Source organism: Sporolactobacillus sp. KGMB 08714, from assembly GCF_036598985.1.
Lineage (GTDB): Bacteria > Bacillota > Bacilli > Bacillales > Sporolactobacillaceae > Sporolactobacillus.
The window spans coordinates 41,156-55,076 of sequence record NZ_JAUUBW010000017.1 but is presented as its reverse complement, the minus strand read 5'-3'; the positions used below and the strand labels follow the sequence as shown (position 1 = coordinate 55,076).

Here is a 13,921-nt window from a genome sequence, read left to right as displayed (position 1 = left end):
TCGTTTCTTGTTAATCTTCACACCCTTTTTCCGCTAAAGTGCTGAGCAGTAGAATGGGTTTTTTCTATTTTTCACCAATTCGTTAGTGCTTAATGACCATTACCAAATGTCCAGATGCTATTATAGCACATAATTTGTTTCCATTCTGGAAAACTTTTGAATTACTTATGAATGAATTATAAATTACTTATAAATTAATCTATATTATTTATATTTAATATAGATTTTCCAAGTCGGCTATTTTAAAGTAAACATTTGGCCTCCAAGTTGCCAAGGACTCGATTGAGACTCGTTTTCAAAATCGGCCATGAATCCTTCCTGACCAACTCTACAGACAGGATTACTGGGAAATGAGTATAAAGCGACTTCTTCAAATCAGCGTCAATAAGGGGTTTAGAGAATCCCTACCGCTAATATAATTATACCACCGCCATCATCCAGAAAAGTTTCAGGTTTAAGAATCTGGATAGAAACATGGGAAGGAAAGCTGCAACTCTATGCATTTGTTCTTCGTGCGTGTCTTAAGTCTGAAGTACCCAAATGCGTTCAAAGGCTCTATTCTCCCCCGTTCTTTTGAAAGCTAATTGACATGAATGACACGGTTGAGAGAAAGCTGATCTCCGTCAGGTCCGGTTTCTGTTATTTTAAGTAAGTGTGAGCCGGCGCCGAATAAACTGCTGTTCAGAGAATATTGATAACCCGCAGTTCTGTTTCTGTAAAGCGGATAAGCTTTGTACACGTCCGGACGGGAAAGGCCGTAGGTTGCACGGCCCTGATAGCGGTTGTCCACGTACACGTCTACTTTCGATACGCCGCCCCCGTCCAGAAACCAGCCGCGGACCAGACTGGCGCCGTGTATGGAACTGTTCCCCGCGGGATTATCAATCACCCCGCGGGCCGTCAGGTTCTGCACCGTCACTTTCCGGCCGACGGCTGCCTGCGCTCCGTTTCCTCCCGTTTCTTTGACGGAAAGTGTGTGCGTGCCGTTTGTCAGTTTACTCGTATTCAGGCTGAACTGATAACCCGAATGGCTGTTGCCGTACTTCGGATAAGCCTTGTTCACGTCCGGGCGGGAAAGGCCGTAGGTCGCGCTGCCCTGATAGCGGTTGTCCACGTACGCGTCTACTTTCGATACGCCGCCCCCGTCCAGAAACCAGCCACGGACCAGACTAGCGCCATGTATGGAACTGTTCCCCGCGGGATTATCAATCACCCCGCGGGCCGTCAGGCTCTGCACCGTCACTTTCCGGCTGACGGCAGCCTGCGCTCCGTTTCCCCCCGTTTCTTTGACGGAAAGTGTGTGCGTGCCGTTTGTCAGTTTACTCGTATTCAGGCTGAACTGATAACCCGAATGGCTGTTGCCGTATTTCGGGTAAGCCTTGTTCACGTCCGGACGGGAAAGGCCGTAAGTCGCGCTGCCCTGATAGCGATTGTCTACGTACACGTCTACTTTCGATACGCCGCCCCCGTCCAGAAACCAGCCGCGGACGGTTGTCGTGCCCTGAATCGTGCTGTTCGCTCCCGGGCTGTCGATCGTTCCGCGGGCTGTCAGGCTTCGCACCGTCACTTTTCGGCTGACGGTTGCCTGCGCTCCGTTTCCTCCCGTTTCTTTGACGGAAAGTGTGTGCGTGCCGTTCGTCAGTTTGCTCGTATTCAGGCTGAATTGATAACCCGAATGGCTGTTGCCGTATTTCGGGTAAGCCTTGTTCACGTCCGGTCGGGAAAGGCCGTAAGTCGCGCTGCCCTGATAGCGGTTGTCTACGTACACGTCCACTTTCGATACGCCGCTTCCATCCAGAAACCAGCCGCGTACAGTTGTTGTGCCCTGAATCGTACTGTTCGCGCCCGGGCTGTCGATCGTTCCTTTGGCCGGCAAATTGGCGACCGTCACCGTGAGACTTTTCGTCACCATTCCGCCGTTTGTTCCGGTTTCCTTAACAGTCAGCGTATGCCGGCCTACACGCAGTTTTCGGGTATCCAGAGCATACTGAAAGCCTGAGCTGCCGTTCCCATACTGCGGATAGGCTTTTTCGACATCCAGACGGGAAAGGCCGTACTGTGCCTTCCCCTGCAGCTGGTTATCCACGTATACCTCAACCTTCGAAACGCCGTTCCCGTCCAAGAACCAGCCGCGCACGGTTGCCGTGCCCTGAATCGTGTTCCCGTTCGCCGGCGCGTCAACGTGTCCTATTGTCTGAAGAGCGGATGCGGAACCGGCCTGTCCCAGATCCGTGTAAGTCACATCCCGGCCCTTGTCGGAAGGAACGGAAGACCCGTTTATCTGCGCAACAACCGCTCCGCCTCCGTTCAGCGTCAACGGGGAACCGCCGCTGTAAGTTCTTGGCTGAATTGCCTGAAAACCGGCGTCATTGCGGAACCCGAACAGACCTGTACTCTGGTTTAAAAACAGGGCCTCGCGAAAATCAGTCATAAATTTTCCGAATGTCAGTTTCGGATCAATGTATTTTCGAATCAGATCCTGAACAGCCAGATCATTGGTGTTCGGATCATCGATCAGCTCCTTGAAAATCTGATCGCCCTGGCCGCATTGTATTTTCAAATACTGCATGAACAAATAGGACAGCGAATAGTTGGCCAGAACGTCCCCGCTATAGTCCCAGTTGAGCAGCGACTGGCCGTCCGCTATTGAATAATCGGAATTGTAATAGTCAATACGGTCGCTCAGGGCTTCCCCGGAAAATATTTGTTCGGCCGCCATGGACAGCCCTTCGTTCATCCACGTATCCATTCCCTGCTGGTTCCCCTGCACCAGCACTTTTTCGTTGTAATTAATCATGTGCTGAAATTCATGGGCCAACGTCGAGTAGGCCTGTGTCACATCTTTGGTTGATCCCGTCCCCATCAGCGGATTTGTATCAATATAAAAAATTTCCGAATCATTGGAGTACTGTGTGGCGTACAGATCTTCCGGAGAGAAGTAGCCGCCGACATAAGAGCCGCTCCCACTGAAACCGTCCTGAATGTCGTAGCATAAAATATTGATTTTACCGGTCCCGTCGACATTCGGCGCATCGCCGAAATTTGAAACATCCAGCGGATAAATTTTACTGTCGAATTCCTTCCCCAGTTCAGCGGCTTCCGCCGAGGTAATCTGATTGGCGTTGACCCAGACGTTGGCGTACGTGCCGCTGTACTCAAGCGTTGCACTGATTTGAGAAGGCGTGTTCGTCACCAGATCGGTCACCCAGAATGATTTGCTGCCGCCCAGCTGATCCGCCTGGAACCGGCGCATTTTATTCTGAATGATCTTACTGTTATTTTTCGCGGGATTAAACGGTTTGACATAGTCGATCCGATAGGCGCTTTTGCTGAGACTCTTATCAAATGCATATGAATGGCTGTTGACCTGAAAAGAACCGCTGCTTTCGCTGCTGTTCCCATCCGCCGATTCATTGCTGATCAGGACATGATCCTGAGAAGCAGCAGCATCTGTCACTGCCGGAATGGCAAAAATGAGCTGAATCACTAAAATAATCGAAAGAGCCAGTCGCATTTTTTTCAATTTGAAGACCTTCTTCCTTCTCTGCGGCAATCGAAACCGCCGTCTCTTAATCTTGCTTCATCGTTATCAATAAAAACAGACCGATCTCTATGTATCTATCATTCTCACAGATATATTTATTTTAACATTTATTCCCTGACATAATCTTATAGACAAGATAAAAAAGCAGTTAACAAACGATGCAGCAGTAACGAAAAACAGCCGAGATCGATGAAAGAACGGCAAATAAGCCGGGGAAGTGGATGATGTTCTCACGAACTTCTGCCAGCCGCCTCAACTGTTCCGGTCATCACGGGACACTTCCATCCCGGAAGCAGATGATCACGCCGGATAAACTAATTTCTTTTCGTATAAAACGGGGAGAACGCAAAATATCCGGACATTTCCGAAACTTAACACCTGCACCTGTTCGCATAATTATCTATAGAGCTGTTTCAGAAGGCCGGAGCTATTTTTCACATCACATTCCTGATCAATAAAAGTATTTTTCGGGAAATGCGAAAGCATCAAAAAAACCGCTCCGATGCTTTCGCATGAAGCGGAAAAGTGATCAAAATATCGAATTGTAGGAAAGATCCATATCGACAGAACCGGTAATGCCATTGACACTCCCGTTATCTGTAAACTGCCACAGATCCGTTGTCGTCTGGGGCCCCAGGCTTGCCGAATGCCATGCTGCCGTCCAGACCAATAAGTCCGGAAAGTGGCTCTGCAGCGTCGAAAGATCCAGATAAGTATCGTAATAGCTTAAATAAGAATAGATCCCTATCTTGGAAATGCCGTCCTGCTTTAACTGATCAAGAAAAGCATTGACACTGTTGGTCACTGAGGCTTTCGTATCTCCGGAATTTGTGACTTCGACATCGACAAACGCATATCCGTTAAAACCGATGCTCTTCAGTATGGCTGCAAACTGATTGGCCTCAACTCTTGCATTCGCCGGATCGTTTGTTGATTGAAAAAAGTGATAAGCGCTCGTATTCAGGCCCGCGGCCATGGCATTGACTATATTTGTCTTGAACGTCGGATCCACAAAAGTCGTTCCTTCAGAAGCCTTGGCAATGACAAAACTGATTCCTGAATTTCTGACGGCCTGAAAATCAATCGAACCGCCGTTATTGTTCGAAATGTCAATGCCCTCCTGAATGGCGCCGCCCGGCGGGAGAACGACATTCACCGACCGACTGATCGTGGACTGTCCTCCGTCCTTGCCGGTTTCCTTAATTGTCAATGTATGGCTGCCCGCACTTAATAAATAGCTCTTAAGGTAGAATTGATAACCGGCATTGCTGTTCCCGTATGCAGGATAAGCGCTGCCGACATCGGGGCGCGATAAACCATAAGTCGCCGTGCCTTGATACTGGTTGTCTACATAGACATCTACTTTCGACACGCCGCTCACATCCAGAAACCAGCCGCGGACGAGGGCAATGCCTTGAATCGTGCTCCCGGCGCCCGGATTGTCAATCCGTCCCTGAACGGGGAGATTCTTCACGGTCACCGTACAGCTGATCGTCGTCTGGGCGCCGTTCTTTCCTGTTTCCCGAACCGAAAGCTGATGCGTCCCGTCTGTAAACTGTGATGTATTCAGACTGTACTGATAACCCGAATTACTATTTTGGTACTGTGGATAAGCTTTGTTGACATCCGGACGAGATTGACCGTATGCCGCACTGCCGATCACTTTCCCATCGACGAGCACTTCGATTTTGGACACGCCGTTTACATCCAGAAACCAGCCGCGTACGGTGGTCGTTCCCTGCAGCGTGCTGCCGGCAGCCGGACTGTCGATCCGCCCCTGGACCGGGAGATTCTGCACATTAACCGTGCGGCTGATCGTCGTTTGAGCACCGTTTTTCCCTGTTTCCCGAACCGAAAGCTGATGCGTCCCGTTCGTTAGCTGTGCCGTGTTCAGGCTGTACTGATAACCGGAATTGCTGTTCTGATACTGCGGATAGGCTTTGTAAACATCCGGACGGGAAATGCCGTATGTCGCATTGCCGGTCACTTTCCCGTCGATAAGAACCTCGACCTTGGACACACCGCTCGTATCCAGAAACCAGCCGCGTACCGTGGCCGTTCCCTGCAGCGTGCTGCCGGCAGCCGGACCATCGATCCGCCCCTGAACCGCAATTTTTTTCACCGTCACCGAACGGCTGATCGTGGTCTGAACGCCGTTTTTGCCCGTTTCCCGAACCGAAAGCTGATGCGTCCCGTCCGTAAACTGTGATGTATTCAGGTTGTACTGATAACCGGAATTGCTGTTCTGATACTGCGGATAAGCCTTATAAACGTCCGGACGGGAAATGCCGTATGTCGCATTGCCGATCACTTTCCCGTCGACAAGTACCTCGACCTTGGACACGCCGCTCGTATCCAGAAACCAGCCGCGTACCGTGGCCGTTCCTTGCAGCGTGCTGCCGGCAGCCGGACCGTCGATCCGTTCCTGAACCGCAAGATTCTGCACATTCACCGTGCGGTTGATCGTCGCCTGAACGCCGTTTTTCCCTGTTTCCCGAACCGAAAGCTGATGCGTCCCGTTCGTGAACTGTGCCGTGTTCAGGCTGTACTGATAACCGGAATTGCTGTTCTGATACTGCGGGTAAGCCTTGTAGACATCGGGACGAGACTGACCGTATGTAGCATTGCCGACCACTTTTCCATCAATGAGCACTTCAATCTTGGACACGCCGCTCATATCCAGAAACCAGCCGCGAACGAGAACGGTTCCTTCCAGCGTCTTACCTTGAACCGGATCATCAATCATTCCCCGAGGGCCTGAAACCGTACTCGCCGCCGACGCATGAGGATTTAAAACCAGCACGAAGCAGCTTGCAAAAAACAGCAGCCCTATAAACTTAGCAATCTTTAAAATTTTTTCCACCTCCTTTCCATACTATTCATTTTAAACAGGTGAAGGAATAAATGAAATAAAAATTTCACCAATCCATAGTAGCTATAGGAAGATTTAATGGCATTTAAAAAAATCCATGTTCTCCCCCGAATCCGATTCGTCGGGTTATTGGTCCTGATTTTCAAAAAAATCCGTTGCTTCTTTCAAATGTATTGCAGCAGAATCCAATGAACAGCTATAAAAAAACAATTCAGGTGCTCACTCATTTTGATCCGTGCTTATCGGTTGAGAGTAGCTGCCACTCGTGAAAAAATCGAACTCAAAAAAATAATCGATCACTTGCCGGTTTGAAGCAGACCCACCTGCCGGTTTCCTCCGACAAGTGTCTGTTTGCTCTGAATCATTACCTGGAATTTCAGATCCGGAAAAGCTCTTTGATACTCAGTCACCCTTCAACAACTGAATGGATCGGCGCCCGCTCGCACGTTCGATTATCCGGCTGACCCAAATACGAACTTTTATCCATTTTTCTCATATATAGGATCCCTTTAATCAGGACTATGGAAAGATAAATTCTGAGGACCATCCTTCAATAAAAAGCGATGGACATTTATTTCTACGCTGGTAGAATAGACTTGTCAAATAAGTTACTGCGTTTTCCGGCGGATATATGAACGAAGGTGTTTGTAAGAAATATAAACAGGTGAACAATATTTTGGCTCCGCCATCCCCGACAAACGGATGCCGGGACGGCTCATTTATAAATAATGGGATTATGGAATCATAAAAGCGAGAATACTATAGGCTAAAATCGTTTTTTTGAAAGGGTGTTCGAACATCCGAAGTCTAAGATTTTCAGGACCGTTGAACGAGGAAACGGCGGATCTTCCGCGGAGCGGAGAAAAAAACGGTATAAAATGCGGAAACAGCCGCATTCTCTGTTTTCTTTTTTCACGCGCTCATCACATAGCTCACGCTCAGTCGGCTTCTTCTCATCATCCCAGTTCTTTTACGCATCCCGTGCAGCGCTGCATAAAAAAGTTTAAATTTAAGATTATGGATTTACTGATCCCGTTATATATTTTTTGCGGAGCAATGGGATCGCTCATCCCTTTTTCATCGGGTTCGTTCCGTTTTTTCTATGTTTTGCTGCCTTTGATTATTCTAGTTTCCCTGTTTCATCTCAGCCGCAAAAGAACGCTGTTTTTTATCGCGCTCTTTGTTCCTTATTTATTATTCAGTGCGGTTTCCGCTTATCTCACTCATTTGAATCCCCATGCGGTCAATAGCAGCCTGAGTACCGATCAGGGCCCTGTTTCACGGATCATCCTGTTAGCCTGCCTCCTGTTTTCGACGTTTCTCATGGCCGATCACGCCATGAAAAAAGACATAAAGTCAAAAGCCAATTATATAAAAGTCTTTTTGTTCAGCTATTTTATATCGATGATCATCGGATATATTTTCTTTATCGGGTATTATCTGGGCGCTGTGAGTATCAAATGGATCAGCCGCTTTCAGGTGCTCACTCAATTCTACGGCAAAGAAAACTTGTTAAGATTTTCACCGGGCTCCTATCCCAACGAATATGGTAATGCATCCAGTTTTGTGCTGGCTGTCCTCGTCTTGCTGTTTTTATCCCGGACCGAATTAAAAAAGCAAAACCTGTTCTTTAACCGTTTCGGGTCGACCGTGTTCATGGCCGTCTACTTTTTGCTGGCGCTCGGCGCATTATTTCTGACGGAAACGCGATCCGCTTACATTACACTTACTCTAAGTTTACTGTACATCGCCGTTTCCTCTCATTTAAGTCCGAAGCAAATAATGATGACGGTTTTAAAAGTGGTACCTGTCATCGCTATCATCTATCTGGTCATTCAACGTTTTCTTTTTAACATAAACGCTGTATTTATGCTGGAGTACAATGGCTTCTTCGCGGCTTACGGAAGCACAACGACGAGATTCCTCGCATGGCATCTTGCCTATATTAACTTCAGCAAGAATATAATCCTCGGTTCCGGGTTCGGGACGGCAAGCGGCATTCATAATACCTACCTGCAGCTGCTGTTTGAAACCGGATTGCTTGGAATCGCGCTGCTGCTCCTCGCTCTGTTTATTTTTTGGCGCTATTACAGAACCGGAGTGATCCGTTTTAAACGGCAGAAGGACTCGGATATCCGATCGGATTTATTATGGAAAATAACGAATATCGGGTTCATTCACGTGCTTTGGTTTGCGACCAACAATCATAATCTCAACCATTTCCTGACATGGTTTGTTATTTTCCTGTTTTTAATCCGATATCAGGAAAAGCAAACAGCCCGTGCAACTAAATCTGCCGATCGGCAGGCCTAGCTGTGACAGCCGGAAACGGTTTCATGCCTGGGCATTGCCTGGGGTGGCGGACGGCCCGCTAGACGGCCTGCCTTATTACGAGCAGGCTGCGGGCATTAGATACGGCTCTTCATTTACAAAAAAGGTGTAGCTACTGTAAATCATTTACTGAAAACGAATGATGTCGCGCAGAAGCGTCGGGCCGAGCACAAAAATAGCGGTAAGAGCGAGATAAATCGATAGGTGCGGGGTCATTGCTTGGAAAAATTTGGGATTGTGAGACTTTTTTTCATGTTGACTGAGTTAGCCGGGTTCTATTTTGATTTCAACCGGATTGGGGGGAGTCCGACGTCATTTAGTCACTCGGACACAACTCGACTCTCCGGCATTTCGGTGCAAGTTTAGCCCGATTGGGTGCGACTGCTCTGGTTCGGTGCGAATTCCCGGCGTTTCGGTGCAAGTTTCCCCTGGTTCGGTGCGAATTCAGCCTGTTTCGGTGCGAGTTTAGCCCGTTTCGGTGCGACTGCTCTGATTCGGTGCGACTCTCCGACGTTTCGGTGCAAGTTTCCCCTGGTTCGGTGCAAGTTTCCCCTGGTTCGGTGCAAGTTTCCCCTGGTTCGGTGCGAGTTCAGCCCGTTTCGGTGCGACTGCCCTGATTCGGTGCGACTTCCCCACGTTTCGGTGCGAGTTCAGCCTGGTTCGGTGCGACTACTCTGGTTCGGTGCGACTTCCCGGCGTTTCGGTGCAAGTTTCCCCTGGTTCGGTGCGAGTTTAGCCCGATTCGGTGCGACTGCTCTGATTCGGTGCGACTCTCCGACGTTTCGGTGCAAGTTTCCCCTGGTTCGGTGCAAGTTTCCCCTGGTTCGGTGCGAGTTCAGCCCGTTTCGGTGCGACTGCCCTGATTCGGTGCGACTTCCCCACGTTTCGGTGCGAGTTCAGCCTGGTTCGGTGCGAATTTTCGATGTTTCGGTGCGACTCTCCGGCATTTCGGTGCAAGTTTCCCCTGGTTCGGTGCGAGTTTAGCCCGTTTCGGTGCGACTGCTCTGATTCGGTGCGACTCTCCGGCGTTTTGGTGCAAGTTCCCTCTGTTTCGGTGCAAGTTTAGCCCGTTTCGGTGCGACTGCTCTGGCTCGGTGCGACTCTCCGGCGTTTCGGTGCGAATTCAGCCTGTTTCGGTGCGACTGCTCTGATTCGGTGCGAATTTTCGATGTTTCGGTGCGACTTCCCCACGTTTCGGTGCAAGTTTCCCCTGTTTCGGTGCGACTCCCCAGCAATTCGGCTGTTCCTCGATTCGGCGCAGCCGCTCTAGTCCACGCAACTGGTTCAGCTTGTTAAATTCAATCAATCAGACGGTTGCGCTATATTCGTCTATCGCATAGTCGTTCATTTCTTTATAGAGCCGAAGCCATGAAGGATTTTTTCATCAAATCCGTGCGTCTATCATGGAATGGCTGTATGAGCCAGCAACCTTGGTTTGAATAATCGCTTATTTTAGCGAAGGACTGTGGATCCGTGCCCTTCTGGGTAAGCATCTTCATCTGTGCTGATATTACATGAAATTTTATACTTTCTAAGCAGAAAGACGAAAGAGCCGGGACGCTGTTTTCATCCCGGCTCTTGCTAGTTAATGTACCATACCGTGCCGGAATAACGAACCCCGGCGGCCGGTGCAGAAACATCCGTTACCGCATTCGGTTTAGCTCAAGTTTCAGCTTTTTTGTCGGCCATTTTTCTTCAATCTTTTTCTCGACATACGTTCTGAATTCTTCTCTGAATCTTTGTTCCGAGAACGGAAGCGCATTTTCTCTGCAAGACTGAGGATTAAAAAGGGCCTGCTTCGCTTCAAATTCTTTCACCGCGCCGATTAGTGAGCCCGTTGTCTGTTCGCTGTAGAAAATGCCTGTTGGTTTTCCGGAATCGATGCCTCTGACTGTTTCCAGCACTCCGCCTTTGCCGAAAGCAATGACCGGCGTGCCGCAGGCCTGGGCTTCAACGGGGGTGATGCCGAAATCCTCTTCCGCGGCGAATACGAAGGCTTTGGCATTTTGCATATAATGCGTCAGCGTTTCCGCATCCTGATAACCTAGCAGAACCACGTTTTCTCCGGCCATTCTCTTAATCTTGCCGTATTCCGGTCCGTCGCCGATCACATAGAGTTTCTTGTCCGGCATTTGCGAAAAAGCCTCTACAATAAGGCTCATTTTCTTATAAGGGACCATTCTTGAAGCCGTCAGGTAAAAATCCTTTTTTTTCGTTTTCAGTTGAAAATTATCTATATCCACCGGCGGATAAATCACGTCGGAATGGCGGCGATAGACCTTCCAGATCCGTTTTCCGATAAACTGTGAGTTGGCAATGAAGTCGTCCACCCCATTGGCGGTGCGGCAGTCCCACATGCGGATTCTGTGCAGAATATAGCGGGCGATCCAGCTTTTAATTCCCTTGGTCAGTCCCGCTTCCCGCAAATACTGATGCTGCAGATCCCAGGCATAGCGGACCGGTGAATGGACATAAGAAATATGGAGCTGATCCGGACCGGTGATGATTCCTTTTGCTACCGCATATGAACTGGAAATAATGACATCATATTGGGACATATCGAGCTGCTCGATCGCCAGGGGCATGAGCGGCAGATAGCTCCTGTATTTTTTTTTCGCGAAGGGCAGCTTCTGAATAAAGGTGGTGGTCACATGCTTGCCCTGGATAAAGTCCCGCTGATCTTCGGGCAGGAATTCAATCAGGCTGTACAGATCGGCTTCCGGATAAACCTTCAGCATCTGCTCCAGAACCTTTTCTGCTCCGCTATATACAACCAGCCAATCGGTTACAATTGCGATTTTCAATTCATGTTCCTCTTTTCATCAATCAAAATGACCGGTACCGGAACCCTAATTATAAGTCAAGATAACGGATCTGTTCCGCCAGTTCCTGTGAACATTTTACCCAGGAGAAAGCGTCCGCTCGCTTCAGGCCTTCTGTTTTACAGTATTCCCTTATTTTACTGTCTTCAAAAAGAATTGTCACCTTGTCGGCAATATCGGATGGGGCATAGGGATCGCAATAAACGGCCGCCCTTCCGCAGATCTCCGGGAGTGAAGCTTTATCGGATACGATCACCGGGCATTGGAGCGCCATCGCTTCCACAGGAGGCAGTCCGAATCCCTCATAGATTGAAGGATAAAGGAAACAAAAGGCGTGCTCGTACAAAGCCCTTAATTCTTCATCAGAAACGTATCCTAAATATTTTACATCATTATTCCTTAAAAAATCCTTAACATTGAAAATTCTCGGGTTTGTCCCTCCGGCAATCACTATATCATATTTTCGGCCTTTTAAATATTCCATCGCTTTGATGATATTTTCAAAATTTTTTCTCGGATCGATACTGCTTACGGCCAGCACATAAGGCCTGGATAACAGCTTGTTTTTGGCGAGAATGCGATTGTCCGGCTTGCAGCGAAGGATATGTTCATGCCCTTCATAAATAACTTTTAATTTTTCCGGGCGGACATGCGTGTATTTGATCAATTCATCGCGCGAAAAACGGGAAACCGTGACGATCCGCCGGGCGGATCCGAGTTCCAGTCTGAAAATAATTTTATACCAGGTCCGGAACAGCCGCGAAAAATGGTTGCCCTTCAGATAAACGGAGGCATCATGCACCGTGATCAGCTGGTTGCTTTTAAAAGCCGGGCCGAGATTGCATAAATTAATCAGCGCATGCTGCCTGACAAATAACGGCAGCTCAATCTGTTCCCACAGGTGCCCCTTCAAAAAACCAATCGGTCTGACCGCAATGTTTCTTAAATGAATCTTATCTATCTCCGTCCTCGGAGTTAATATAATGAATTCATAGTCGGATTTCAGCTTTTTTTCTTCCAGAAGCCCGTCCAGTCCTTTGACAACCTCCCTGGCATATCGCTGAACGCCCGTTACAGCCTGTGTTAAGAACCGTCCGTTGATAAAAATCTTCACAAAAAAATTGCTCCCTTCAGAAAGAAAAACGGATGCCCAAGCCGCACGCCTTATTTTCCCGGCCGTGAATACGACCGGCATTTCAGATCTTTTTTTCTTCGATCAGCCTGCGGTAAGTTGAGTTATAGATAGTACTTCGACAGGTCCAGGTCAGTTTCTGCCCTATTCCGGCGCAATAATTCCTTTTTTCTTCTAATGTTCCTTCCTGAGTAAATATACGCTCGATCAATGCGGACCACTCATGCGGATCCCGCCGGTCGAGCAGCCAGCCGCTCTTATCCTGTTCAATAATTTCGCGGATGCCCCCTGTCGAGAAGCCGAGAACGGGGAGGCCGTGATAGACGCTTTCCGCCGCCGACATGCCGAATATCTCATACTTCGAACAGGCCAGATAGAGATCCGACAGCCGCATCGCCAGTCCGATGTATTTATTGGCAATTCTGCCTGTCAGAATCACTCGTTTCTGCAGCGCCTTGTCCATGATCTTTTTCACATAAGAAACCGGCTCGCCGACGAGCACCAGTATATAACGATCCGGCAATTGTTTTAATATTTTCAGCAAAAACGGAACATTTTCCTGTTTGTCAAGGCGGCCGATATGGCAAAGCACTTTAAAGCCGGCGTTTCGCGCATCCCGGAGCTTCTTTCTCCACTCTAAATGCTCCTGAGGATCATTGACATAGACCGACTCGTCGATACCCACAGGGGCATAAATAGTCTTACGGAACCCCAGTTTTTCCGCATAGGCGGCCGAGGCCTCCGTTTTACAGAGGACGGCATCCACAAATGGTTTTGCAGTCCATGCAAAAATATGGGTGATGATGTTTGTGAATCGGGTTTTAGATCTATATTCGCCCAGCGACAGCACGAGCGGCACCTTGCTTGTGACTCTGGCAGTGACCGCCTGAAATGTGGCCGTATTCGTGATATCCTGCAGCTGAATGACATCCGGCGCGAATCGTCTGATTTCGCCGAGCGCTCCTTTCGGCCAGCCCATCCGCCGGCCGATCCGCTTCAGCTCCACCCATTCAACGTGATCGTTTATTTTCTCCCGGTACAAGCGGGGCCCGGACGAAAGAATCAGCACATCCCAGCCCCTGCCGGCGAGTGCTTTGCCGAGGCCGATTTCCTGTATGTTATACAAAGCGGGCGTCACATACTGCGACCCGCCTTTAAGGATCACTAATCTTCTGTTGTTTATCTGTTTCTCATTTGATGGCATGTCGCAAACCCCGATT

Annotated in this window: 6 protein-coding genes; 1 reads left to right on the top strand and 5 read right to left on the bottom strand. The window is 48.8% G+C overall.

Features of this window, described 5'->3' with window-relative positions; translation table 11 throughout:
- Positions 1–580 precede the first annotated feature (580 nt).
- Together Q6A92_RS09310 and Q6A92_RS09305 are read right to left on the bottom strand one after the other, a co-directional pair.
- Entirely contained in the window at positions 581–3,514 is a 2,934-nt protein-coding gene (locus Q6A92_RS09310; RefSeq protein WP_332237881.1) for an Ig-like domain-containing protein, read from the bottom strand.
- A 559-nt stretch (positions 3,515–4,073) separates the two neighbouring features.
- Complete coding sequence (locus Q6A92_RS09305; protein WP_332237859.1) at positions 4,074–6,407, bottom strand: Ig-like domain-containing protein; 2,334 nt, start codon at positions 6,405–6,407, stop codon at positions 4,074–4,076.
- 1,026 nt (positions 6,408–7,433) lie between these two features.
- On the opposite strand from Q6A92_RS09305, the gene Q6A92_RS09300 reads away from it, so the two are divergent.
- A complete protein-coding gene (locus Q6A92_RS09300) occupies positions 7,434–8,729 on the top strand; it encodes an O-antigen ligase family protein (RefSeq protein WP_332237858.1) in 1,296 nt (431 codons plus the stop codon).
- Positions 8,730–10,390: 1,661 nt separating this feature from the next.
- Here the strand turns inward: Q6A92_RS09300 and Q6A92_RS09295 are convergent.
- The 3 genes from Q6A92_RS09295 to Q6A92_RS09285 form a co-directional block, all read right to left on the bottom strand.
- Positions 10,391–11,551 (bottom strand): glycosyltransferase family 4 protein, encoded by a 1,161-nt coding sequence (locus Q6A92_RS09295; protein WP_332237857.1) that lies wholly within the window; start codon positions 11,549–11,551, stop codon positions 10,391–10,393.
- 49 nt (positions 11,552–11,600) lie between these two features.
- A complete protein-coding gene (locus Q6A92_RS09290) occupies positions 11,601–12,683 on the bottom strand; it encodes a glycosyltransferase family 4 protein (RefSeq protein ID WP_332237856.1) in 1,083 nt (360 codons plus the stop codon).
- Positions 12,684–12,765: 82 nt separating this feature from the next.
- On the bottom strand, positions 12,766–13,905 hold the full coding sequence (locus Q6A92_RS09285) for a glycosyltransferase family 4 protein (RefSeq protein ID WP_332237854.1): 1,140 nt from the start codon (positions 13,903–13,905) through the stop codon (positions 12,766–12,768).
- Between the last annotated feature and the right edge of the window lie 16 nt (positions 13,906–13,921).